This is a genomic window from Bradyrhizobium sp. ORS 86, assembly GCF_045571475.1.
In the GTDB taxonomy this organism is placed as follows: domain Bacteria; phylum Pseudomonadota; class Alphaproteobacteria; order Rhizobiales; family Xanthobacteraceae; genus Bradyrhizobium.
In genome coordinates this window covers 3,184,107-3,207,322 of the sequence record NZ_CP120699.1, presented here as the reverse complement: position 1 = coordinate 3,207,322, position 23,216 = coordinate 3,184,107, and the positions used below count along the sequence as shown (strand labels likewise).

The following is a 23,216-nucleotide window of genomic DNA, read 5'->3' as shown; positions in this document are numbered from 1 at the left end:
AGCGGCAGAAAGCGGCGCGCGCCATCGGCGCACGCATCAGCGATCAGGCGCTGGCGCGCCTCTCAGACGTTGGTTCGAGGGGGATGATCGGGAGGTTTGGCGCCGAGTCCGTCAAGCATACGCTCGTCATGCGCCACAAACAGGCTTCGCTGTGGGTCACGCACGATCAGCGACGCCGTCCCGTCGGGGACCGGCAGCGAGATGCTCAGCATGCAAAGGGCAAGGAACGGACAACCGTCGCAGGTCCGCTGCTTGGTCTGGTCCGGACAGCACGGCATGTCGTCGGCCATGGCGTGATCGTCCGATGCCGCCGGCATGGTGGCCGCAGGGACAGCCGGCATCGTCGTGGCAAATGCCGGCGCCACGGGCGCGAGCAGCAGCCCGGCCGCGACAAGAATCAGAATCCAGAGATTGGCGAGCCGCCTCAAATGCATGCCCACTTGTCGCACGTCTCGCCGCAGCCTGCAAATCCGCCCCACATCACGATCGCGCCAGCTCCGATTGCCGGCGGGCGGAATTGGCTCTCACATAGCGGCGCTCCCCGCGCTTCCTGCAATTCAGGGCGGCGTGAATTGCAGCAAACCTCGGACGCCTCGCGCCGCGAGAATGCGAGTGCATGACTCACAAGCCGTGACACACACTTGACTGTCGTCCCGGCGAACGCCGGACCCATAAGCCGCAGCAGGAGTTGTGAATGGGACTTGTCGTCCCAGCCCCGCGCAATAATCAACAGTGGCGGTTATGCGTCCCGGCCTTCGCCGGGACGACGCCGTCAGGTAGTTGCAGGGCTACGCAGTCCAGGTCGCTACGCCCCTCACTTCACCAGCGCCTCGACCTCTTTCCGGAACGCCTCGCGCGAGCCGTCGCGGGAATAGAACATGTGGCCGCCCGGATAGACCACGAGCTTGGTGCGGTCTCCGGTCGCGAAGGCCGGCAACTGGTCGATGATAATTTGCGAAGCGAAATACGGCGTGGCGAGATCGAACAGGCCGTGGCCGATCAGGAGCTTCAGCTTCGGATCGAGCGCCAGCGCCTGGCGAAGCTGGGTCACCGACTCGGGTGGACTAATGCCGTGGCCGAAATCCCAAGACTTGTTCACGCTCCCGCTGAGCAGATGATAGGAGCCGTCCGGCCGCCAGTTCAGTTTGCGCGTGGTGAGGTCGACGGCCGCGCTGGTCAGCGGCGCCATCAGCGGGTCGCCCGACGGGTCGTTGAAGTGCGAGGAGCTGGAGTCGGGATAGGGATCGAAGCCCTCGACCGAGGCGTCGTAGCGGCCCGTCACCTTGCCGTTCTTGCGATCAAACTCGCGACGGAATTCACCGATGTCGAAACGGCCGGCGAGCCGGCGGCTGACTACCTGATCGATGCCGGTGAGGCTCGCGACCTTGTCCGCAAGCCGCGTGGTGGCCTCGGTGTCGGCCTGGCCCTTGATGAGGTCGATCAGGAAATCGCTGCGCGCGTAGCGCTCGACATCGGCGAGATCCTCGTGCGTCACCGGCCCCTTGGTCTGTCGCGCGACCGCCGCCATGGTCGGCAGGCTCGCGACATATTGCAGAATGCTGGAGCCGGAATATTCCCGGAAGTCCAGCACCGGCGAGATCAGGATCAGGCCACGCACACCGATGCCCTGCTGCATTTGCAGATTATGCACGACCTTGGGCCCGCGAATGCCACCATAGCTTTCGCCGACGACGTATTTCGGCGACAGCAGCCGATCGTGCTTCTCCAGCCAGCGGCGGATCACCAGCGCGATTGCGTTGGCGTCGCCATCGACCGAGAAGAAGCGCTTGCGCGCATCCTCCGACATCGTGACGAAGCGGCTGTAACCGGTGCCGACGGGATCGATGAAGACGAGATCGGTGAAGTCGAGCCAGGTCTCGGCATTCGGCATCAGGTCGGGCGACGCCGACGACGCCGTGACATCGAACGAGAGGCGCCACGGTCCGACATTGCCGAATTGCAGCCAGGCCGACGCCGAGCCCGGACCACCGTTGAACAGGAACGTCACCGGCCGGCTCGCCCGGTCAGCGCCGTCGAGCTGATAGGAGGTGTAGGCGATGTCGGCGAGTGCCTCACCCTTGTCGTCGAACACGCGGATCGAGCCGGCAGTGGCGGTAAAGGCCAGCGTGCGGCCGGGCAACTCGACGGACTGCTTGGTGGTCGAGTCCGGTGGCAGTCGGTGCTGTTCAGCGCTAGAGGCGTTGGTGCTGGGACCGGCGTCGCCGCGCCCTGCCCGCCCCTTCTGACCGGTCGGCGCCTGCGCGCTCGGCGACGGCTGCGGCTGCGGCTGCGGGGCCGCGTCGTCGGCGCGCGCGGCAGTCAGAAGGCAGGCTGCGAGCAGCGCCGCCGCGAGCCGTGTCGCAAGACTATTAGCCATGTCGTTCACTCCCCGCACTACAGGCCGCAAACTGCGATAGCCTGGCGGCACCAGCAAGGCATCGGGCCTCACGGAACCATCTCGACAAGGCCGCCCGGGATGTATAGACGAGCGCGGCGTATTCCGTGGCAAACGAGTTCGTGAGCGATGAAAAGCTCCAAGCGGTATGACAAGATCGCCTTCGTCGCCAGCGCGAGCGCGGAAGCGCAGTCCGCGCTCGAGCAGCTCACCGCAATGTACGGCAACCACTCGATCGACGATGCCGACGTCGTGGTCGCGCTCGGCGGCGATGGCCTAATGTTGCAGACCCTGCACGCCCATATGCGGGGCGGCAAGCCGATCTACGGCATGCATCGCGGCACCGTCGGCTTCCTGATGAACGAATACTCGACGCACGACCTGCGCGAACGGCTGGCGGCGGCGCGGGAGTCACTGATTAATCCGCTATTGATGCGCGCCACCGACATTCACGGCGCCGCGCATCTGCATCACGCCATCAACGAGGTCGCGCTGTTCCGCCAGACCTATCAGGTGGCGAAGTTGCGCATCCTGATCGACGAGCATGAACGGATGCCGGAGCTAATGGCCGACGGCATCCTGGTGGCGACGCCGGCCGGATCGACCGCCTACAACCTCTCCGCCCAGGGGCCGATCCTGCCGATCAACGCGGCGCTGCTCGCGCTGACGCCGATCAGCGCGTTCCGGCCGCGGCGCTGGCGCGGCGCACTGCTGCCGAATTCCGCCTTCGTGGTGATCGAGGTGATCGAGGGCGAGAAGCGGCCGGTCGCCGCGGTCGCCGACCATGACGAGGTCCGCGACGTGCGCCGCGTCGAGGTGCTCTCCGACAAGACGATCGCGATGCGGATGCTGTTCGACCCGGGCCACTCGCTGGAGGAGCGCATCCTGCGCGAGCAGTTCGGCTATTGAGGGCGGCGCGCCCTGGCGCGGAAACCAAACATTAACCCCAGCCGGGATATGGTTAATTTCGGGTAATGCCGCGCCTGTCCGGTATGCCCGTTCGGGGCCGGACCATGTATCGCATCGATTTCAACAAGCTGCGATTTCTGATTTGCGACGACAATCCGCACATGCGCCGCATCCTGCGGACGCTGCTGCATTCGTTCGGCGCGCGCGAGGTCTACGAGGCCGAGGACGGCGCCACCGCGCTCGAAATGTACACCCATTACGTGCCAGACATCGTCATCACCGACTGGTCGATGCCGATCTTCGACGGGCTTGAGCTCGCGCAGATGATCCGGCAGCCGGAATCCAAGGGCAACCCGTACGCGCCGATCATCATGCTGACCGGACATTCCGAGAAGCGCCGCGTCACGGTGGCGCGCGATGCCGGCGTCACCGAATTCCTGGCCAAGCCGATCTCGGCCAAGGGCCTCTACCAGCGCATCATGAACGTGGTCGCCAATCCGCGTCCGTTCATCAAGACCAAGACCTATTTCGGCCCCGACCGCCGCCGCAACACCACCAACACCTATATCGGTCCCGAGCGTCGCGGCAGCGGCGAGGTGGAAGTGATGCAGCAGCCGTCGCTGCTCGAAAAGGCGCGGTCGAGCATCTAGGAACCGTCATGGCCAAGGACAAACCCGGCACGATCGAGGTCAGAAGTTTCGGCACCCACCATGTCATCACGCAGCCCAACCCGCTGCGCGGGATGCTGTTGCGGGTGCCCGAGAGCGATCTCGACGATCCGGTCGGGCGCGCGGAGAAAGCGCTGGCCGGCCTCTCCGGCGAGTTTAAGGCCTGGATGACGGTCGAGGCCGACCGCCTCTCGGCCGCGTATGACGCCGTCAAGCGCGAGGGCTTCAACGAGCGCACACGCGAGGAGCTGTTCCGCGCCGCGCACGACATCAAGGGTGATGCCGCGACGTTCGGCTATCCCTCGGCGGCCGCGGCAGCGGAGAGCCTGTGCCGGATCATCGAGCACGCGCCGGACCTCGATGCAGTGCCGCCGCAGCTCATCGCCCATCACATCAATGCCGTGCAGGCGATCGTGCGCGAGCGCACCAAGCTCGACACCGCCGTGGTGGCCGGCGTGTTGAGCAAGCAGTTGCGCGGCATTGCCGACGAATTCCTGACCCACGCCAATCGCGACCGCCCCGAGCATCTCGAGGCGATCCTCGCGCCAAGCATCGTGCCGAACGAATAGCGGCGCACGGCGCCGCGGCGGCCGTCCGAACTTCCAACTGTTCTGAGGGACGCGGCCTGGTCAGGCCGCGATCAGGTCGTCGTCGTAGGGCAGCGCCGCGAGCGCGTCTTCGGCGACCAGCTCGTCGCAGAACATCCGGGCATCCTCGCGTGCCGATTCCGTCGCGAAGCGGCGCAACAGGATCAACAGCGGTTCGGCCGCGGAATGGTCGGTCTCGCAATGGGTCAGCACCCGCTCCACCATGCGGCGATGCAGCCGCGCGGCGCCATCACCGGTATCGACATAGCCGACCTCGTGGCTGGCCTCGAGCGCGACGCGGAACGCCGCGAAGGTGGATTCCGGCAGACCGGCGCGGATCAGCAGCGCCGGCAGGCCGTTGCCGCCGCGATCGTTCAGCAGCGCCGAGACGCGGCCGTAAGGCAGGCCGGACAGTTCGGAGAGCGCAGCGCCGAACAGGTCGAGGTTGCCCGACAGCAGCGCACGCAGGATCAGCCCGGCGGTGAGCTGGCCGGTGGCACGCAGGTGGGCGATCAGGCTGCGCATGTCCTCGCCGAAGGAGCGCGCCGCGATGTTCACCGTGGAGCGCTCGCGCGCTTCGTCGGTGATCCGCCCTACCCGGTCGGCACCGAGCCAATTCCGTGCGACCACGAATTGCGCCAGCGTGTCGGAGAGCTTTGCGACCAGCGCGAGCCGCGTCGCGGACGGCAGGTCTGCTAGCTGCAGCATCGATTCCCTGATCGCCGCGAGATGGCCATGGCGCTCGACGATGCGGTCCCAGGAGAACGGCGCAAGCTCGGCGTGGGGATTCTCGATCAATTCGAGCGCCGCCGCAGCCGAGCCGACCTCGGCGACGGCTGCGGAGACGGAGGGCGGCAGATTGATGCGGCGCGCGATCGCGCACTGCATCTCGTCGCTGCCGGTCGCGACGATGTCGACCAGGTCGGCATCGATCAGAAGCGGCGAATGTTCCAGCACGGGCAGCGCGATCGAGGGCTGGTCGACCGACAAGGCCCGCACGATCGCAGCCGGCGCGTCGGTACTGCGTGCGAACACCTCGGCCATCGCCTGCCGCACCAGCGGCGACGGATCGTCGAGCAGCATTAGCAGCGCGCCTTCGGCCGCCGCTCGATCGTCGTCGCTCAGATCCGAAATGAGCCAGGCCCGCGCCAACGCCCGCGTCGCTTCTGCGCGCTCGCCGGCCGGGGCTGTCCTAATCCAACTAATAAACTGCCGAACGATCATGGTCCTGCCGGCTTACGCAACGAAACGGCATCGGTATGCGATGCCCAATACAAGGAAAATAAACCATGACGCTTAACAAAGCGTTCACCATAAACGTTTGGGATTATTGACGTTTCGTTAAGACGCCCGCGATGCGCCAAAGGCGCGTGGGCTCACGCAACTGGCTAGCCGTTGCTGTAGGTGCCGTTGGGATCGCTGAACAGATCGAGCCGCCCGGGGGCGCGGACCGCTGGTGTCGCGGCTGCGGTCGACGCCGGCGAACTTCCCCACAATTCCTGCACTGCCGGCGAGATCGGCTGCGTGCGGTCGCCGCCCTGGTACAGCGAGCGGAAGACTGGCGGCTGCTGCGCGGATGCCGTGGCCTGTGACGTCGTCCCCACCACCGCGCTCGCGCGGGCGTCCGGGAAAGTCGACAGATAAGCCGCGGTGTCCATGGTCAGCGCGGGCGTCGGCGCGGCGCTGGCGACGGCGTACTGACTCATTGTGCCGCCGCCCGCCGCGGCGAAGGCGGTGCGGGTATCCTTCGAATTCGCAGCGGCGGCATAACGCGTGGTCAGGACCGAATAGACCTGCGACACGCTGCGCGCGCTGCCCGACCCGTCGTAGAAGATCGACTGGTTGGCGGCCGCCGCCTTCGGAAACATCGCCGCGGCGCTGGCCGCCGGGCTGTCTTCGGCGGCGGAGATCAGCCTGCCGGCGCCGCCGACGCCCATGAAGTGCGCCATGTAGAGCTCGGCGTCGGTCGGACGCCGTCCGAGCGTGCCGGTGAGCTTGAAGCTGTTGGATTGGGTCAGCACGGCCGCCATCGACGAGGCCGCGTCGGGATTGTCCCGCAACTTCATGATCGCGTTACGCGCGGCGGGATCGCTGACCGAATAGCTGCCGTCGGAATTCCTGGTGATGGCATCGGCATAACGGCCGTAGCCGAGCTGGCTTCCGGCCTCCTTGACGGTGCCGAGCCAGGTCTGGTCGATGAACTGATAGAGCCCATGCGCCGACGAGGTCGAGGCGCCGGCCTGCGGATTGAAATTGGACTCCATCTTGGCGGTGGTGAGCAGATATTCGAAGCTCACGCCGGTGGTCGAGGCCGCTTGCCTGATCGAACTCGCAATCTGCAGGCGCGACGGATCGACACCTGCCGCAGCCGAGGCAATGAATGTGTCGACCGCCATCCGTCCGATGCCTTGCCGGGTGCCGGCAATCGGCGCCCATGTCCAGCCAGACTGCGGCGATTATGGTTAATGGCGCGTTAAGCTGCTCGGCCGACCGGGGAACGGTCCGGATGCCGCTACTTGCGATAGACCTGTGCCGGATCGAACAGCCGCTCGGCGTCGACAAATGACAGACTGACATCGCTGCCCGCGCGATCAACCCTGCGATAGAAGCAAGAACGCCGTCCGGTGTGGCAGGCAGCGCCGATCTGCTCGACCCGAATCCACACCGCGTCCTGATCACAGTCCATCCGCATCTCGACCACGCGCTGGGTTTGGCCGGAGCTTTCCCCCTTGCGCCACAGCGCGTTGCGCGAGCGACTGAAGTACCAGGCTTCGCCGGTCGCGATGGTCTTGCGCAGGGCTTCGTCGTTCATGTGAGCGACCATCAGCACGTCACCGGTCGCGACATCGGTCGCGACGCAGGTCACAAGACCTGCCGCGTCAAATTTGGGCTGGAAGCCGAGCCCCTCCTCGCGGTCGTGATCGTGGGTCGATGTGGACACGGAAAACCTCGCTCAGCAGATGCGAGGTTACCGGGTCGGTCCTCGCACCAAGGACAGGAAACGCTGCTGCTCCGCCGGATTGTCGCGGAACATGCCGGTGAAGCGGCTGGTGAAGGTCGATGCACCATGCTTGGCGACGCCGCGCACCGACATGCAGGTATGCTCCGCCTCGATCAGCACCGCAACACCGCGGGGCTTCAGGATCTCGTCGATCGCGGCGGCGATCTGCGCGGTGAGATGCTCCTGGGTCTGCAGGCGGCGGGCGAAGATGTCGGTCAGCCGCGCCAGCTTGGACAGGCCCACGACCCGCTCAACCGGCGTGTAGGCAATATGCGCTCTGCCGTAGAACGGCATCATGTGATGCTCGCACTGCGAGGTGAACTCGATGTCGCGGACCAGCACGAAGTCGTCATAGCCGGCGGTCTCGCCAAAGGTACGGTTCAGCACTTCGGCCGGGCACTGATGATAGCCCTGATAGAGTTCGTCATAGGCTTCGACCACGCGCCGCGGCGTGTCGAGCAGGCCCTCGCGCTCCGGATTCTCGCCGATATAGCTGAGCAGCGTCTTCACGGCGAGTTCGGCCTCGGCCCGCGACGGCCGCGGCTGGTCGGCCCGGACGGCCACAGCCATGAATTCTGAAGGGTCGAGTTCGGTGGTCTTGGCGTCGGTCGGCTTGTTGGGGCGGATCGATTTGATCAAGGCGTCCATGTCTTCTCCGTTCGACCAGCCCAGGCAATGACCTTCGGGCCGGATGTGTCACCGGGCAGACGGGGCGGATATTCGAGCCGCCGGGCGCCTGAGTCCCATCTTTTCTCGCACCGCGGCGGCGGAGGTGGGCCGCAGCGACCGCATGGCCGGACTGACTATATTTCCGCCAATGCCGTTCATATATAGGACGGTGAAACCAAGCCGCCAAGAGCGCCCGGCAACGCCGGAACCAGGCACCCGCCCTCATGCTGAACGACATTTACAATAAGCGGATCATCGAGTTGGCCGGCAATATTCCGCGCCTCGGCAGACTGGCCGACCCGGACGCCAGCGCCACCGCCCACTCCAAACTTTGCGGTTCGACCGTGAAGGTCGACCTCAAGATGGACGGCCCCGTAGTGACGGATTTTGCCCATGACGTGAAGGCCTGCGCGCTCGGCCAGGCCTCCTCCTCGATCATGGCAAGCCACGTCGTCGGCTCGACGGCGGATGAACTGCGCGAGTTACGCGAGACCGTCCGCAAGATGCTGAAGGAGGACGGCAAGCCTCCTGGGGAAGGCAAATGGGCCGATATCGCGCTACTCGAACCGGTGCGCGACTATAAGGCCCGCCATGCCTCGACCATGCTGACCTTCGATGCCGTGGTCGATGCAATCGGCCAAATCGAGGCCAAGGCGAAGCAGCCCGCGTAGACTTACCGCACGGGCTGAACCGGCGCGGCAGCCGCCGTGCTGCCGGTCGGCGTCGCCGCCGCGGCGGTCCTGGTTGCGGCCTGCGTTGCCTCATCTTCCATCAGGTTGCTCACAAAACGGTCACTGGTCTTCGGCTTCGCTTCGGCAACCGGGACGGCATCGTTGTGCCGCGGCAGCACGTCGGCGACCGCATCGGTCGTGACCAGATTGGTCAGACGCAATTCAGCCGGCGACAATTCGTGGAGTTCCTCCCATGGCGGCACACTGAGCGCCAGCGACAGCAGTTCGCCTCCACCGCCCATGTCGAACGTGTACTTGGCGAGACGCCCGATATCGCGCTCGACGATCATCAGGTCCTGCGCGGTGTAACTTGCGGCCTTGGCATCATCGGCGCGGTCACCCATCCAGATCTGGTGAACGCGAACGTGAGCGGCCGGCGGGACATACCGCGTCTTGCCGGACAGCAGCAGGAACACGCACATCGACTCGCAGTAGGCATCGGGCAGCACACTGGCGCCCTGCGCCATCTTGCCGGCGACGCTGGCGCCGACCGTCGTCAGCGCACCGAGGCCACGGAAGCGGCGGCCAAGCGCGATTGCGTCGTTGACCGAACCGCCGCTGGAGTCGAGCACGATCGTGGCGCCATTGAGCTGGCGCCCGCGAGCGAATTCATCGAATTCCTTCGGGCTGTCGGCCGTGATGATACCGACGGCAGATACCCAACCCCGGCAATTCGGCTGGCAAGCAACCCAGCTAAACTTCATCGGCAGCTTGCGCTGTTCGACGGTTGGGCCGGCATGGGCCGGACGGGCTAGCGTGGTGGCGATGCCGGAAACTGCGATGCCAAGACTGGCAGCGCCGAGAAGCGCCCAGCCGCGCAATGAAAGCGACTTTACGAGTCTCAATTTGGTTCCTTCCCCCGTGCCCACGGTGCGAGCGGTGGCAACGGCCCCATGTCAACGCGCCACGATTCCATCGCCGGAGCGTTATCGAAACGGTATCCCTGCTGATCCTGAGCGTCCATACAACCCCTGCTACAGCGTCGTTCGCGCAGGGCAATAATTGCCAACTGTGGCGTAAATATCTGCAACAACACAGTTCCTTGGCTTGGAACCCCCGCAAGACTACGTACATAGTCGAGAGATGCCGTCGACAGACCATTCAACGTCACACTCTGCCCGCTGCATAGAGTGTGCCACTAACATGCGCCGCCTGCCGCGCAACCTCGGCCGCGCGCTGATCTGGATCTACCGGCACACGCTGTCGCCGCTGGTCGGCTATAACTGCCGTCATCTGCCGACTTGCTCGGTCTATGGCGACGAGGCGATCTCGCGTTTCGGGCTGTGGGCTGGCGGCTGGATGACGCTGGCGCGGCTGCTGCGCTGCCATCCCTGGGGTACGTCGGGCATCGACAACGTGCCGCTCGCGGCTCCACCCGCCGCGCGCTGGTACTTGCCCTGGCGCTACGGACGCTGGCGCGGCGTCAACGACAATTGACCCAATTGTTGCAGCGCGCCCGATTGCGCGACGCGCTGAGCCCAATGGAACTGTGGCGGAGTTGCCGCATTGTCTCTTTGGCCCTCTTGGGAGGGAACCAACAATGCGCTGGAAAATCAGCCACAACGGTCACGATCCTCGGCAGGTCGATCTGCTGGCCGTCCTTGCTTTGCTGGTCCTGATCGGCGCCGCCTACGGCTACTTTACCCACAAGTCCAGCACGCCGAATACAACGGCGTTCATCGTGCCGAGCCAGAGCGTGCGGTGGTGAAGCGCCAACTGCCTGCACGAAGACCACGCCTCATCAACGCGTTAAGACGCGATGATGAGAAGCTGATTCATCTTGGTCGGATTGCGGTTTAGCGCCAGAACCAGAAGAAGTCCTGCGGTGGCGGCAGCGGCGCCGGCCGCGGCCGGCGCGGCCGCGGCTTTGGCGGCGGCAACTCTTCGACCGGCGGGGTCGCCTCCGCGGTGCCCACGCCGTCGTCAGGTAGTTTCACGGACAGCAGCAGATTGGACTCGTGCGGACGCCAACGATAGCCGATGCCGAAATCGATCGGCTGCGCCCGGGCGAACAGCTCGGCATAGGATTCCTGGAAGCGACCGGGAAACTTCTCGATCGGACCGAGATAGCGGCCAAACGGAAAGAAGCGCCAGCGCTTCGAATTGTAATAGCCGAGCGGAATTCCGGAATCGTCCTGGATGATGGTCGCGCTGTTGGCGAGGATGAAGTGGCGCACCGTGGAGAAGTTGCCGGCGTACATCAGGTAGGATGCGCTCTTGATCAGGCTGTTGCCGGGCGCGAACGTCGCGCAGAATTTCAGGAAGCCGCTCGCCTTCACGCCGGAATTGGAGAGATCGGTCGAGAAATAATACAGCGTCTTCTCGACGCCGTCCGAGCCCGCAAACATGATGCGAATGCCACGCACAACGTTGCGTGCCGCTCCGTCGGCACCCACGCTCAGTGTCCCGTTCTCGTCGACGGTGACCGGCTTGACGTCGCGGATCGTCTTGCCCGAGCGCGCCAGGAACACATAGAGGATCGGCAAGGTGCCGCTGAGCTCACCGGCGCTCAGGTCGGTCTTCATCTGCTTGGTGATGAAGAAGGAGAAGCTCAGGACCGATCCGAGCGAACGCTCGACATTGTAGAGCGCCGCACCGAGACCGCCCGGCGGCAGCCGGGTCAGGTCGGGCACCGCGCCGGGCGGCTCCAGCGCGCTCAGCACATAGGTCGTGGCTTTGGAATAGAACGCGTCGGCGTAGAGGAAGTCCGGGCCCGAGAACATATAGAACATGGTCGGCTTGGGCGCGGCGAGATTGGCGTCCGACCAGGCGCGGATCTTCGACAATTGCCGCTGCTCGAGCTGGGCGAACGCTCCATCAAAGAACTTGGCGTGGCGCCGCCACGCAGGATCCCTGGTCAGCGGCATCAAGGGCGAGTCGGCCGACGGCGGCATGCCGGCGAGGAAACGCGCGGTGTCGTCCGCCGTCGCCTCGGCGGCACGCACCGCCGGCGCAACGAGCAGCAAGGCCGCAGCCAGCGTCAACAGCCTCACGGGGAGCAGCATTTTCATTGTTGGCCTGGGTGTTCGGTCGCGGGACAAACCGCCCGCTTGCGGAAGATTGCGTAGATCACAAGGCCCGAAATCATGATCAAGGTGCCCAATGCCGATTGCAGCGGGCGCTGTGTCAACAGATAGTACATCATGAAGGCGGTCACGAGCAGGAAAACCAGCGGCGTGACCGGGTATCCCCAGGCCCGATAGGGACGCGGCAGCTCGGGGTGCGTGATGCGCAGCTTGATCACGCCGGCAACCGCGAAGAAGGAGCAAAACAGCAGCGCAAACTGGATGAAGTCGAGCACCGCCTCGAAGCTGCGTGTCAGCAGCATCAGGGTCGCCACCGCAAGCTGGAACAGGATGGCATAGGCCGGAGCCCCCCTGCCCGAGCGATGCGCGAACATCCGCAGCGCCGGAATGTCCTCGCCCATCGTCATCATCACGCGCGGCCCGATCCACATCATCGCGCTGATCGAGGAGATCAACCCGACGCAAATCATCGCGCCGACAATGCGGCCCCCGATCTCACCGAAGATGTAGTTGCCTGAGATGCGGGCGACGTCGAGCTGGCCAGCGAGCTTGTCGATCGGCGCAGTGTGCAGGAACACCGCATTGAGCGCGACATAAAGCACCAGCACAATCAGCGTACCCGACAACATCGCGCGCGGCAGATTGCGCTCCGGGAACCGCATCTCGCCGATGATGTAGGTCGCGGCGTTCCAGCCCGAGAACGAGTACATCACGAACACCAGGCTGATGGCGAAGGGCGCGCTGAGGACGTAGGCTGAATCGGCCGAGGACGGCGCAAATGACACGGGTTGCGGTGTTGCGACCACGAAGCCGGTCACCAGGAAGGCCACGATCAGCACCACCTTGAGGACGGTCGCAACGAGCTGGAACGTCGAGGAATGCTTCACCCCGGTGAGTTGCACGATCGACACCAGCCACACTACGCCGATGGCGAGCGCGAGCGGCGGCGCGTCGGGCAGGATCGCGCGGCCATACTCCCCGAACGCCATCGCAGCCAGCGCAACCGGCGCGGCAAAGCCGACGGTCGCCGACACCCAGCCGGCGAGAAATCCGAATGCCGGATGATAGGCGCGGCCGAGGAAATTGTACTCGCCGCTCGAGCGCGGGAACATGGCGCCGAGTTCGCCATAGGAGAACACGCCGCAAAGCGCGACGATGCCGCCGACGGCCCATAACAGCAGGATCGAGAAGCCGGACGGGATATCCTTGACCTGAAAGCCGAGGCTGGTGAACACGCCGACGCCGACCATGTCGGCCACCACGATCGCGGTCGCCGTCAGGACCGAAACGGTCGAACCAGTGCCGGGAAGTGGGCCGCGCAGTGCCGCGCTTTCCGTGGGTGATGCCGCCATCTCGACCTTACCTTCAAGCCGCCGCACGCCTCAGTGCCCGCCATGCTGCAGGTTCGCGCCCTGCAATTCAAGCAGCGTTAACAATGGCTTAAGCCGAAATACAGAAGAGGTACTTCAGCACCCTCAAACCGAGCTTGCTATCCTCCGGGCAACGACCGGAACCCGTATGCAGCGAGCCCTCCCACAATCAAGACACGATTGAATGGTCTCATCATGGCTTCCGGATGTGGGGAAATGCTCCGGAAGCTTAACGGGACCTAAACACCGACAAGCTCAAATACGTCGTTTGCCGGTGGGCTCGGGGCAACGGGTAGGATGGTCGGGGCGCAACCGAAATTCGACAGACGTGATCATGCGTGCCGGGTGATGCTACCCAACGCGACGCGTCATGTGCGATCGCCCCGCGGTGCCCGGATCGCGGCGATCTTGTTTCTCGTCCCGCTGGCACTGCCTCTTGCGCATTGCGGCCAGGCGCCGAACGCCGACATGCTGGCGGCCAACACCCAGGCAACTGGCGACACGTTCGAGGATCGCTTCCCGGCACCGCAGTTCAAGGATCGCTTCCCGACCGAGAAGGAGAGCTTCGTTCCCTATCAGCGGACCGCTGCCGCTGCGCCCGCGCCGGCAGAGGCGCCGCAGAAGCCGGCCGCATCGCCTGTGCGCGTCGCCTCGATCTCGCCGACCTTGACGCTGCCGCGTCCGGCCGAGCGCGAGGAGCTGACCACGCTGGTCAGCATGAAATCCTCGGCCTTCCCCTATTTCGGCAACAACCCGCGCACCGACGCGCCCTTCCTCAATGTCGGCGGTGGCGACCGCCGCGGCCACCGCAGCCTCAGCGGCCGCGTCTACTGGCAGAACGAGACCTACAACGACAACCGCGTGCTGGTGCACGTGCCGGAGACCTTCGACGTCAACAAGCCTGGCGTGATTGTGGTGTTCTTCCACGGCAACGGCGCGACGCTGGAACGCGACGTGCGCGACCGCCAGCTCGTGCCGCAGCAGATCACCGACTCCGGGGCCAACGCGGTGCTGCTTGCGCCCCAAATGGCCGTGGACGCCGCCGACTCCAGCGCCGGCAAGTTCTGGCAACCGGGCGGCTTCAAGCGATTCCTCGACGAGTCCGCGCATCACCTCGCCCGCCTCTATGGCGACCCCAAATCCGAGCCGGTGTTTGCCAACATGCCGGTCGTGATCATTGGCTACAGCGGCGGCTTCCTGCCGACCGCCTGGAGCCTCGAGATCGGCGGCGCGACCAGTCGTGTCCGCGGCGTGCTGCTGCTCGATGCCGTCTACGGCGAGCTCGACAAGTTTGCCTCCTGGATCGAGAAAAACCGCACCGGCTTCTTCATCTCCTCTTACACCCACTACACCAAGCCGCATGACCGCGAGCTGATGTCGATGCTGCGCAACAAGGGCATTGCGGTCAGCGAGAGCATGGAAGGGCCGCTGCGTCCGGGCAGCGTGGTGTTCGTGCAGACCCGCGAGGGCATCACCCACCGAAGCTATGTGACCCAGGCCTGGACCGAATTCCCGATCAAGCAAGTGCTGTCCAAGATGGCCGCAGCGCCAGCATTCACGCGCATGGCGAGTGCTCCGGCGTCAGCGAGCCGTTGACATCGGCGTCACACGCCTTGGTCGCGTGACAGGACCGCGCCAAGACGTGCGCAGCGCCGGTTCTGATTGGAACGGCTCCAACGCCTGGCTCACTCGGCTGCGGCAGCCCGACTTACCCGGCGCGGCCGCGTGGCGATCACCACAGCAAGTGCCAGCGCCACGAAGACGGTCGCGACATAGCCAGCGCTATAGAGCCACTCACGGGCAAACAGCAGCCCGCCGACCGCGGAACCGATGGCCTGGCCGATATAGAGCACAGAGGTGTTGAGCGAGACGGACGCCGATGCGAACGCCGGCGCGGCACCGACCAGGCGCACCTGCTGCATCGAGTTGGTCGACGCAAAGCCGAGCCCCCATAGCGCGACCGAGCCCGCCATCAGCACATAGGCGCCCGCGCTCACCGCCCAGCCGGCGACGCCGGCGAGCAGCAGCCCGGTAAACAGCAGCGAGGTCTTCCAGGCACCCCAAGAATCCACGATACGCGTTGCAATCACAATGCCGACGAACCCGAAGATCCCGTAGAGCGCGAACACGATCCCGATCGCATCGGGGCTTGCGCCGGTGAGCTTGGCGAGCAACGGACCCATGAAGGTGAAGACCACGAACTGGCCGGACATCTGCAACGTCGTGATCGACAGCAGCAGGATGATCATCGGGTTGCGGCCGAGATCCACCCACGTCCTCAAGTCGACCGGCGCGCCGCGCAATCCGCCCGGCAAGCGCCACCACAGGAACATGAAACTGGCGAATCCCGTCAGCGCGATCGCAGCATAGGTGGCGCGGAAACCGTAGCGGCTTGCGATGAAGGTGATCAGCGGCAGCCCGATCGCAGCCGCGAGCGACCAGCCGAGGAAAACATAGGCGATCGTGCTGCCGCGCTTCTCCGCCGGCACAATCAGGGCCGCGGTGCCAGCCGCTTGTGGTGTATAGAGCACGCCAACCGCGAGCATCACGAGACGGATGATCAACAAACTGTCGTAATCCGGCGCAATCGCGGACGCCGCGTTGGTCAGCGCGAGGACCAGCAGCGTCGTCGTCAGCAGCACGCGCCGTTCGATCCGGCTGGTGAGCCACGCGGTGACCGGCGAGCCCACACACAGCACGATCGCGCCGAAAGTGATCAGCAAGCCGGCGGTGCGGATCGTGACGCCGAGGCCGTTGGACAATTCGGTGAGCATGCCCGCCGGCGCCAGCACCGAACAGCCGGTGACCAGGTTTCCGAGCATCAATGCGGTGGGGGCGAAGCGTTTCACACCACTTTACTAAGCAGAAGTCGACTTCAATGCAATTGCATCTAAATGCATGGCCCGTCATCGATTGGAGCCGTTGCGCTCATGGCGACGGCGGTGCTGGAGGCGCTGCGTTGAGGCTCGGCGACGCGGCCGACGGCGGCGAGCCCGCCGGCTTTGGGCTGGTCGTCACCGCCGGACAGGACGTCAGAAGCTGCGCCCATGCGGGCTCCAAGCCGGTCGTGTCGATATCGAACGTCGTGAGATCCGCCTTGCCATCGGGCGCCGACATCTCACCGACTTGCAGGTGCGCTGCCGCGAGCATGGCCTTCAGTGCGTCGGGCGCGATTGCGTCGCTCCAGACTTCGAATTTCCCGATCCGCGCCGGAGATCTCCCGAACGTCACGGACTTGTCGGTGCCCGCCGTGATGACGACGGTCCTCTTGCCGGCGGTGGTCTCATCGGCTTCCCGCACGAACATCAGCCGCGCGCGATCCTTGTTCTCGCAAAACAGCCGCCACTCCATCAGCCGGAACGCGGCGCCGTCGCCCTTCTTCTCCAGTGCGAGCTTGCGGACATAGGGCCGCACGTCCTTCTCCACCGTCCATCGAGTCTCGGTCAGCGGCCGCGTGTCGATCCCGAAGCGATAGAGCTCGAGGCGAGTCAGCACGTGCACGCTCTCGAACTTCACTGTCCTGATCAGATCGTTGAGCTCACGCCTGATCCCCATCGCCGCGACGAACGCTGCACGATCCCGATCGGCGGTGACCATCTGCCGCTGCCTGTACTCAGCAACCGCCTGCGGAGGCGGATGCCCGTGGATCACAAAGGTGAGCCGGGAGTTATGCACCGCGATCGCCGCGTCGGGCGCGACCTCGCGGGTCGTCGCACCGAGGAACACGTATGCGCAGGCCGAATTGCACATCGCATTGTGCGTGGAGAGTTCAGCTTCGACCTCACCGCGCGCGGCCTTGACCTTCAGGCACCCGGCATCGACCTGCGTGCCGGCGCACGCCGGCACGATCGTCCGGCCGATCCGGGCGGTCGCCCTGCGGGCACGCAACAACCGCGCGATGGCGTAGGATTGTTCCACGTTCCCCCCGGGTGAATGCAGGTAGATCGGGCGTTGCATGTCCTTGACGCCGGCGAGGAAGCGGCGGACGCGCCCGGCTGCATCTCGATCGATCTCGCCTTCGATGGCAATCCAGCGGTCGCAGCCGGCACCGCATGCGTTCGCCGGTCCTTTGGCGAGGTAAATCGTGAGCTTCGGCGGATAGCCGGCCTTCTGAGCCGGCGTGTCTTGCGCCCGCAATGCACCGGCAATCGACAGCGAGGCCAACAGGAACAGAATTCGGATGAGCATGAAACGTGCCGGATCCCGGCCGAGAATTGACGCTCGACGTTAAACGAGGAGCGGCGCCGTCGCAACGTGCGGCCCGCGTGCGACACTGGGAAGATCTTGCCTGCGTCGCGTGCAGCGGGACGGCGTCATCCCTGCGACAAGGCCAAGATGCGGATTTTCTTGATATTGCCCGATTGCAGACGCCAAATCCCCTGCTATACCGCTGCTTTCCGCTTACCTGCGCTCGTTCGCAGGAGTGAGCCACAGGAGACTTCAATGGCCGACACGCCCAAATCCGAATCCGGATTCCAGTACAGCCTCTCCAATCTCAAGCCAGCAGAGCCCGTGCACAAGATCGCCCTCACCTTCCCCGATGGAGCGAGGCGCGAATTCGCCAAAGGCACCACCGGCCTCGATATCGCCAAGGGCATCTCGCCCTCGCTCGCCAAGCGCACCGTCGCGATGGCGCTCGACGGCACGCTTGCCGACCTCAACGATCCGATCGAAGCGGATGCGAAGATCGAACTGATCAGCCGCGACGATCCGCGCGCGCTGGAGCTGATCCGGCACGATGCCGCGCATGTGCTGGCCGAAGCCGTGCAGTCGCTGTGGCCGGGCACGCAGGTCACGATCGGCCCGGTGATCGAGAACGGCTTCTACTACGACTTCTTCCGCAACGAGCCGTTCACGCCGGAGGATTTTGCCGCGATCGAGAAGCGGATGCGCGAGATCATCGCGCGCGACCAACCGTTCACGAAGGAAGTCTGGGATCGCGAGAAGACCAAACAGGTCTTCCGCGACAAGGGCGAGGCCTTCAAGGTCGAGCTGGTCGACGCCATTCCGGGCGACGAGCCGATCAAGATTTATTTCCAGGGCGACTGGTTCGATCTCTGCCGCGGCCCGCACATGACCTCGACCGGCAAGGTCGGCAACGCCTTCAAGCTGATGAAGGTTGCGGGCGCCTACTGGCGCGGCGATTCCAACAATCCGATGCTGACGCGCATCTACGGCACCGCGTTTGCCAAGCAGGAGGATCTCGACGCCTATCTCAAGCAGATCGAGGAGGCCGAGAAGCGCGACCATCGCAAGCTCGGCCGCGAGCTCGACCTGTTCCACTTCCAGGAGGAAGGCCCGGGCGTCGTGTTCTGGCACCCCAAGGGCTGGACCATCTTCCAGCAGCTCATCGCCTATATGCGGCGCCGGCTGACCGGGGACTACAACGAGGTCAATGCGCCGCAGATCCTCGACAAGGTGTTGTGGGAGACCTCTGGCCACTGGGATTGGTATCGCGAGAACATGTTCGCGGCACAGTCGGCCGGCGACGAGGCCGAGGACAAGCGCTGGTTCGCGCTGAAGCCGATGAACTGCCCGGGGCACGTGCAGATCTTCAAGCACGGCCTGAAGAGCTACCGCGACCTGCCGTTGCGGCTGGCCGAGTTCGGCGTCGTGCATCGTTACGAGCCGTCGGGCGCCATGCATGGCCTGATGCGCGTGCGCGGCTTCACCCAGGACGATGCTCACGTGTTCTGCACCGAACAGCAGCTCGCTGACGAATGCCTGAAGATCAACGACCTGATCCTGTCGACCTATGGCGACTTCGGCTTCGACGGCGAGCTCACGGTCAAGCTCTCGACGCGGCCCGAGAAGCGGGTCGGCACCGACGAGATGTGGGATCACGCCGAGCGCGTGATGGCGACCGTGCTGTCGGAGATCAAGGCCAAGGGCAGCAACCGCATCAGGACCGAGATCAATCCGGGCGAAGGCGCATTCTACGGGCCGAAGTTCGAATACGTACTGCGCGACGCGATCGGCCGCGACTGGCAGTGCGGCACGACCCAGGTCGACTTCAACCTGCCGGAGCGGTTCGGCGCGTTCTACATCGATCACGACGGATCGAAGAAGGTGCCGGTCATGGTGCACCGCGCGATCTGCGGCTCGATGGAGCGCTTCATCGGCATCCTGATCGAGCACTACGCCGGCCATTTCCCGCTCTGGCTCGCGCCGACGCAAGTCGTGGTCACGACCATCACCTCCGAGGGCGACGAATACGCCAAGGTGGTGGCGGCTGCGGCGCGCCGCGCCGGCCTGCGCGTCGAGATTGACCTGCGCAACGAGAAGATCAACTACAAGGTCCGCGAGCATTCGCTGGCCAAGATCCCGGCCCTGCTCGTCGTCGGCAAGAAGGAGGCCGAGACGCATTCGGTCTCGATCCGCCGCCTCGGCAGCGAGCGCCAGACCGTGATGCCGACCAGCGAGGCGATCGCCGCCCTGGTGGACGAAGCGACCCCGCCGGACGTCAGGCGGGCGCAATCGGCGGCCTGATCCTCACAGTCGGTCTAAATTGACTTTCATCGGCCTGGTCGTGCCCCCATCTCGGGGGCACGACCTAACCTGAAGGACATGTCCGTGCCCGACGCCATTGAACTGCTGAAAACCCGCCGCTCGATCAAGCCTCGCGAGATGACCGGGCCCGGCCCTTCGCCGGCCGAGCTCGAGACCATCCTGACCATTGGCGCGCGCGTTCCCGACCACGGCAAGCTCGCGCCCTGGCGTTTCATCGTGTTCGAGGGCGATGCCCGGTCACGCGCCGGCGACGTAATCGCCAAGGTGTTTGCCAAGAAGAATCCGGGCGCGCCGGCTTCCGATATCGAGATCGAGAAGAAGCGCCTGACCGATGCCCCGCTGGTGATCGGGATCGTCAGCTTCACCAAGCCGCACCCGAAGGTGCCGCCGTGGGAGCAGGAGCTGTCGGCCGGCGCAAGCGCGATGAACATCGTCACCGCGGCCACCGCGCTCGGCTACGGCGCGTGCTGGCTGACCGGCTGGTTCGTCTTCGACCGCGACGTGCTCGATGGTCTTGGCCTGAAGCCCGACGAAAAGCTCGCCGGCCTGATCCATATCGGCAAGCCGACCAAGCCAAGCGAGGACCGCCCGCGCCCGGCGCTGTCGGACATCGTCACGCGGTTCTGAGACCCGTCCACCTCCGTCATTGCCGGGCTCGACCCGGCAATCCATCAGGACAATGGGACTCTTTCCACGGAAAGACACATGCCCGGGTCAAGCCCGGACATGACGACCGAAAAAGCCGCTACGCCGCCCTCGACGCACGCTCGGCAAAGCCGATCAGCAACGCCGCGATCTCGCTCGCCGGCCTCGCGGCGCTGAACAGGAAGCCCTGCACCTCGTTGCAGCCTTCCGCACGTAGCCAGTCGAGCTGATCGATGGTCTCCACACCCTCCGCCGTCGTCGTGATCTTGAGACTGCGGCCGAGCCCTGAGATCGCGCGCACGATCGCGAGGCAATCGGAGCGCCGCGCCAGGTCCTTGACGAAGGAGCGGTCGATCTTGATCTTGTCGAACGGGAAGCTGCGCAGATAGCTCAGGCTGGAATAGCCGGTCCCGAAATCGTCCATCGAGATGCTGACGCCGAGCTCGCGCAATTGGTGGAGGATCGCGAGGTTGGCTTCGGTTTCCGCCAGGAACACCGACTCGGTGATCTCGAGCTCGAGGCGACGCGCCGACAGCCCGGAATGCGCCAGCGCCGAGATCACCGCCTGGACGAGATTGCGGCTGCGGAACTGCACCGGCGACAGGTTGACGGCAACCTTGACATCGGCGGGCCATTTCGTCGCTTCCGAGCAGGCCTCGCGCAGCACCCACTCGCCAAGCGCGACGATCAGGCCGATATCTTCCGCGACTGGAATGAATTCCGCGGGCGAGACCATCCCCTTTTGCGGGTGCCGCCACCGCAGCAGAGACTCGAATCCGCTGATCCGATCGGCCGCGATATCGACCAGCGGCTGGTAGTGCAGCTCGAACTCGCCATTGGTGAAGGCAGCGCGCAAATCGCGCTCCATGTCGCGGCGCTTCTGTGCCTGCAGGTCCATCTCGGGTTCGAAGAAGTGGTGCACGCCGCCGCCCTCAGACTTGGCGCGGTACAGCGCCATGTCTGCGTTGCGCATCAATTCTTCCGACGTCGTGCCGTCGCCCGGCGACAGCGCGATGCCGATGCTGGCGCCGACCACGACTTCGAGCCCGTCGATGTCGTAGGGCGCACTGAGGTTCTCGATCAACCCTTCGGCAAAGGCGCTCGCATCGTTCGGCGAAACGTCGGCCGCGAGCACGATCGCGAATTCGTCGCCGCCGAGCCGCGCCGCCATGTTGTCGCCGTGCACCTCGGATCTCAGCCGCTCCGCCACCAGCCTGAGCAGCCGATCGCCCATCGGATGGCCGAAGGAGTCGTTGACGTTCTTGAACAGGTCGAGGTCGACGCACATCACCGCGACGCGCTTGTTGCCGGAGCGGCCGCGCTCCAGCGCATCGCGCAGGCGCTCCTGGTAGAAGTCGCGGTTCGGCAGGTTGGTGAGCCCGTCATGGTGCGCCATGTGAGCGATCCGCGCCTCGGCGGCGCGCCGTTCCGTGATGTCGACGATCGCGACCAAATAGCCATCGCGGCCATCGAACGTCACCTTGCGCCCAAAGGTCAGCACATGGATCTCGCGGCCATCGGCCTTGATGTGCCGCCAGTCGCGGCTGGATTGATAGACGTCGCCGATCTCGCGTAACGCTTCGCTGTGGACGGCCCACTCGTCCTCCGGCCAGATCTCGCGCAGCGTCATGCGGAGGAATGTCTCGCGGCTGTATCCGTAATGCTGAACGGCCGCGTCGTTGACGCTCAGGAACTGCATCGTGTCGGCGTCGAACACCCACATCGGCATCGGGTTGTTCTCGAACAACAGGCGGAACGAAACCTCGCGCCGCTTCAGCGCGGTGACATCGGAGACCGTCAGCGACAGCATGTCGCCGAACGCCGTGACACCGAGCCGAACGCAGCGGTCGCCGCTCTCGATCTCGAACTGCCCGCCGCGGCCGCTTGCGACGAACTCCCGGAGCCGGCAGATCACCTCCGGCGCGGCAAGCGGATTGCCGCCGGCGGAAAGCCGCCGCCACAGTAGATCGGTCGCCGGCTGCATCAAGAGCCTTGCGGCTCCCTGGTTGAGATGCACCACCTGGAAGTCGGCTGGTTTGCCGGCCGCGTTGCGGATCGCGGCGAGCGACAGCACGCCTTCGTCGGTGGCCGAGAAGATCGTGTCCAGCAGATTGTACTGAGCGCTGCGCTCATTGACGTAGACGCCGACCAGCATGCCGCCCCAGCGTGACCGCGTCGGCAGCGCCAGCACATCGTAGGTCCGCACCAGACCGTCGCGCACGCAATGCGCCGATGCCAGATAGGGACGGTCGTTCTGGCGGGCGTTGGCCGCGGCTTCGGCCAACGCCGTCGCGCAGTCCGGTGGCAGCGCACTTAATGGGATGTCCCAGCGGTCGTCGTTCAACCACGCCTGGATATAACGGCCGGGGTGAGAGACACGGAGCACGCCATCGTCGCTACGCAGCAGCACGATGTGATCGGCGAGCCGGCCGAGACTGCCGAGCATTACGTCTTCATAGTGCGGCAGCTTCTCGCCCGGACGGACCGCCGCCTGCCACTTGCGCTGTAGAACCGGGACGTCGGCGAACATCTCGGTGTTGAATTTGGCCGATGTCTTTGCTGATTTCTTGTTGGCCACGACCATGGCACGCCCCGCTCACGCAAACGCTTGTCCCCGCGGCATCCAAGTGATCCGCACTTAATGCCATGTAAAGAACGGGAATGCGGCGTGCCGCCCGGGTGATTATGACAGTTTAAAGTCGTGC

General features: G+C 65.0%; 21 protein-coding genes. 9 read left to right on the top strand and 12 right to left on the bottom strand.

The window, feature by feature from the left end:
* Window positions 1-62: 62 nt before the first annotated feature.
* Together P6U25_RS14515 and P6U25_RS14510 are read right to left on the bottom strand one after the other, a co-directional pair.
* A complete protein-coding gene (locus tag P6U25_RS14515) occupies window positions 63-434 on the bottom strand; it encodes a hypothetical protein (RefSeq protein WP_407151839.1) in 372 nt (123 codons plus the stop codon).
* A 380-nt stretch (window positions 435-814) separates the two neighbouring features.
* Window positions 815-2,377 (bottom strand): S10 family peptidase, encoded by a 1,563-nt coding sequence (locus P6U25_RS14510; RefSeq protein WP_407151838.1) that lies wholly within the window; start codon window positions 2,375-2,377, stop codon window positions 815-817.
* A 147-nt stretch (window positions 2,378-2,524) separates the two neighbouring features.
* Here P6U25_RS14510 and P6U25_RS14505 point away from each other — a divergent pair, with 147 nt between their 5' ends.
* From P6U25_RS14505 to P6U25_RS14495, 3 genes are all read left to right on the top strand, one after another.
* On the top strand, window positions 2,525-3,304 hold the full coding sequence (locus P6U25_RS14505) for an NAD kinase (protein WP_407151837.1): 780 nt from the start codon (window positions 2,525-2,527) through the stop codon (window positions 3,302-3,304).
* Window positions 3,305-3,408: 104 nt separating this feature from the next.
* Window positions 3,409-3,954 (top strand): response regulator, encoded by a 546-nt coding sequence (locus P6U25_RS14500; protein ID WP_280977273.1) that lies wholly within the window; start codon window positions 3,409-3,411, stop codon window positions 3,952-3,954.
* An 8-nt stretch (window positions 3,955-3,962) separates the two neighbouring features.
* Window positions 3,963-4,541 (top strand): Hpt domain-containing protein, encoded by a 579-nt coding sequence (locus tag P6U25_RS14495; RefSeq protein ID WP_407151836.1) that lies wholly within the window; start codon window positions 3,963-3,965, stop codon window positions 4,539-4,541.
* Between the two features lie 60 nt (window positions 4,542-4,601).
* Here the strand turns inward: P6U25_RS14495 and P6U25_RS14490 are convergent, their stop codons facing one another.
* The 4 genes from P6U25_RS14490 to folE all read right to left on the bottom strand — a co-directional run bounded on the left by P6U25_RS14490 (window position 4,602) and on the right by folE (window position 8,208).
* A complete protein-coding gene (locus P6U25_RS14490; protein ID WP_407151835.1) occupies window positions 4,602-5,783 on the bottom strand; it encodes a DUF2336 domain-containing protein in 1,182 nt (393 codons plus the stop codon).
* A 164-nt stretch (window positions 5,784-5,947) separates the two neighbouring features.
* On the bottom strand, window positions 5,948-6,955 hold the full coding sequence (locus tag P6U25_RS14485) for a transglycosylase SLT domain-containing protein (protein ID WP_407151834.1): 1,008 nt from the start codon (window positions 6,953-6,955) through the stop codon (window positions 5,948-5,950).
* Between the two features lie 116 nt (window positions 6,956-7,071).
* Window positions 7,072-7,500 carry a phosphoribosyl-AMP cyclohydrolase gene (hisI, locus tag P6U25_RS14480; protein ID WP_407151833.1) on the bottom strand — a complete coding sequence of 143 codons (429 nt, stop codon included), beginning with the start codon at window positions 7,498-7,500 and terminating at the stop codon, window positions 7,072-7,074.
* A gap of 27 nt (window positions 7,501-7,527) precedes the next feature.
* Window positions 7,528-8,208 (bottom strand): GTP cyclohydrolase I FolE, encoded by a 681-nt coding sequence (gene folE / locus P6U25_RS14475; RefSeq protein ID WP_407151832.1) that lies wholly within the window; start codon window positions 8,206-8,208, stop codon window positions 7,528-7,530.
* Window positions 8,209-8,453: 245 nt separating this feature from the next.
* Between folE and P6U25_RS14470 the strand changes: the two genes are divergently transcribed.
* Window positions 8,454-8,900 (top strand): iron-sulfur cluster assembly scaffold protein, encoded by a 447-nt coding sequence (locus P6U25_RS14470; RefSeq protein WP_407151831.1) that lies wholly within the window; start codon window positions 8,454-8,456, stop codon window positions 8,898-8,900.
* Between the two features lie 2 nt (window positions 8,901-8,902).
* Here P6U25_RS14470 and P6U25_RS14465 read toward each other — a convergent pair whose 3' ends face one another.
* A complete protein-coding gene (locus P6U25_RS14465; RefSeq protein WP_407151830.1) occupies window positions 8,903-9,805 on the bottom strand; it encodes a hypothetical protein in 903 nt (300 codons plus the stop codon).
* A gap of 298 nt (window positions 9,806-10,103) precedes the next feature.
* Here P6U25_RS14465 and yidD point away from each other — a divergent pair, with 298 nt between their 5' ends.
* A complete protein-coding gene (yidD, locus tag P6U25_RS14460) occupies window positions 10,104-10,397 on the top strand; it encodes a membrane protein insertion efficiency factor YidD (protein WP_407151829.1) in 294 nt (97 codons plus the stop codon).
* 103 nt (window positions 10,398-10,500) lie between these two features.
* Window positions 10,501-10,668, top strand: a complete 168-nt coding sequence (locus tag P6U25_RS14455) for a hypothetical protein (protein ID WP_407151828.1) — start codon at window positions 10,501-10,503, stop codon at window positions 10,666-10,668.
* An 88-nt stretch (window positions 10,669-10,756) separates the two neighbouring features.
* On the opposite strand, the gene P6U25_RS14450 is transcribed toward P6U25_RS14455, so the two are convergent.
* Both P6U25_RS14450 and P6U25_RS14445 read right to left on the bottom strand, forming a co-directional pair.
* Window positions 10,757-11,965, bottom strand: coding sequence for a hypothetical protein (locus P6U25_RS14450; protein ID WP_407152523.1), 1,209 nt, complete (start codon window positions 11,963-11,965; stop codon window positions 10,757-10,759).
* Window positions 11,966-11,967: 2 nt separating this feature from the next.
* Window positions 11,968-13,338 carry an APC family permease gene (locus P6U25_RS14445; protein WP_407151827.1) on the bottom strand — a complete coding sequence of 457 codons (1,371 nt, stop codon included), beginning with the start codon at window positions 13,336-13,338 and terminating at the stop codon, window positions 11,968-11,970.
* A gap of 315 nt (window positions 13,339-13,653) precedes the next feature.
* On the opposite strand from P6U25_RS14445, the gene P6U25_RS14440 reads away from it, so the two are divergent.
* Complete coding sequence (locus tag P6U25_RS14440; RefSeq protein WP_407151826.1) at window positions 13,654-14,952, top strand: alpha/beta hydrolase; 1,299 nt, start codon at window positions 13,654-13,656, stop codon at window positions 14,950-14,952.
* An 89-nt stretch (window positions 14,953-15,041) separates the two neighbouring features.
* Here the strand turns inward: P6U25_RS14440 and P6U25_RS14435 are convergent, their stop codons facing one another.
* Window positions 15,042-16,178: an MFS transporter gene (locus tag P6U25_RS14435; RefSeq protein ID WP_407152522.1), complete on the bottom strand. Its 1,137-nt coding sequence runs from the start codon at window positions 16,176-16,178 to the stop codon at window positions 15,042-15,044.
* Window positions 16,179-16,284: 106 nt separating this feature from the next.
* The gene (locus tag P6U25_RS14430) at window positions 16,285-17,544 is read right to left on the bottom strand and encodes a hypothetical protein (RefSeq protein WP_407151825.1); all 1,260 of its coding nucleotides are present in this window, start codon (window positions 17,542-17,544) and stop codon (window positions 16,285-16,287) included.
* Window positions 17,545-17,799: 255 nt separating this feature from the next.
* Between P6U25_RS14430 and thrS the strand changes: the two genes are divergently transcribed.
* Window positions 17,800-19,845 (top strand): threonine--tRNA ligase, encoded by a 2,046-nt coding sequence (thrS, locus tag P6U25_RS14425; RefSeq protein WP_407151824.1) that lies wholly within the window; start codon window positions 17,800-17,802, stop codon window positions 19,843-19,845.
* A gap of 84 nt (window positions 19,846-19,929) precedes the next feature.
* Entirely contained in the window at window positions 19,930-20,493 is a 564-nt protein-coding gene (locus tag P6U25_RS14420; protein ID WP_407151823.1) for a nitroreductase, read from the top strand.
* A 118-nt stretch (window positions 20,494-20,611) separates the two neighbouring features.
* Here P6U25_RS14420 and P6U25_RS14415 read toward each other — a convergent pair whose 3' ends face one another.
* Window positions 20,612-23,095: a putative bifunctional diguanylate cyclase/phosphodiesterase gene (locus P6U25_RS14415; protein ID WP_407151822.1), complete on the bottom strand. Its 2,484-nt coding sequence runs from the start codon at window positions 23,093-23,095 to the stop codon at window positions 20,612-20,614.
* Window positions 23,096-23,216 lie beyond the last annotated feature (121 nt).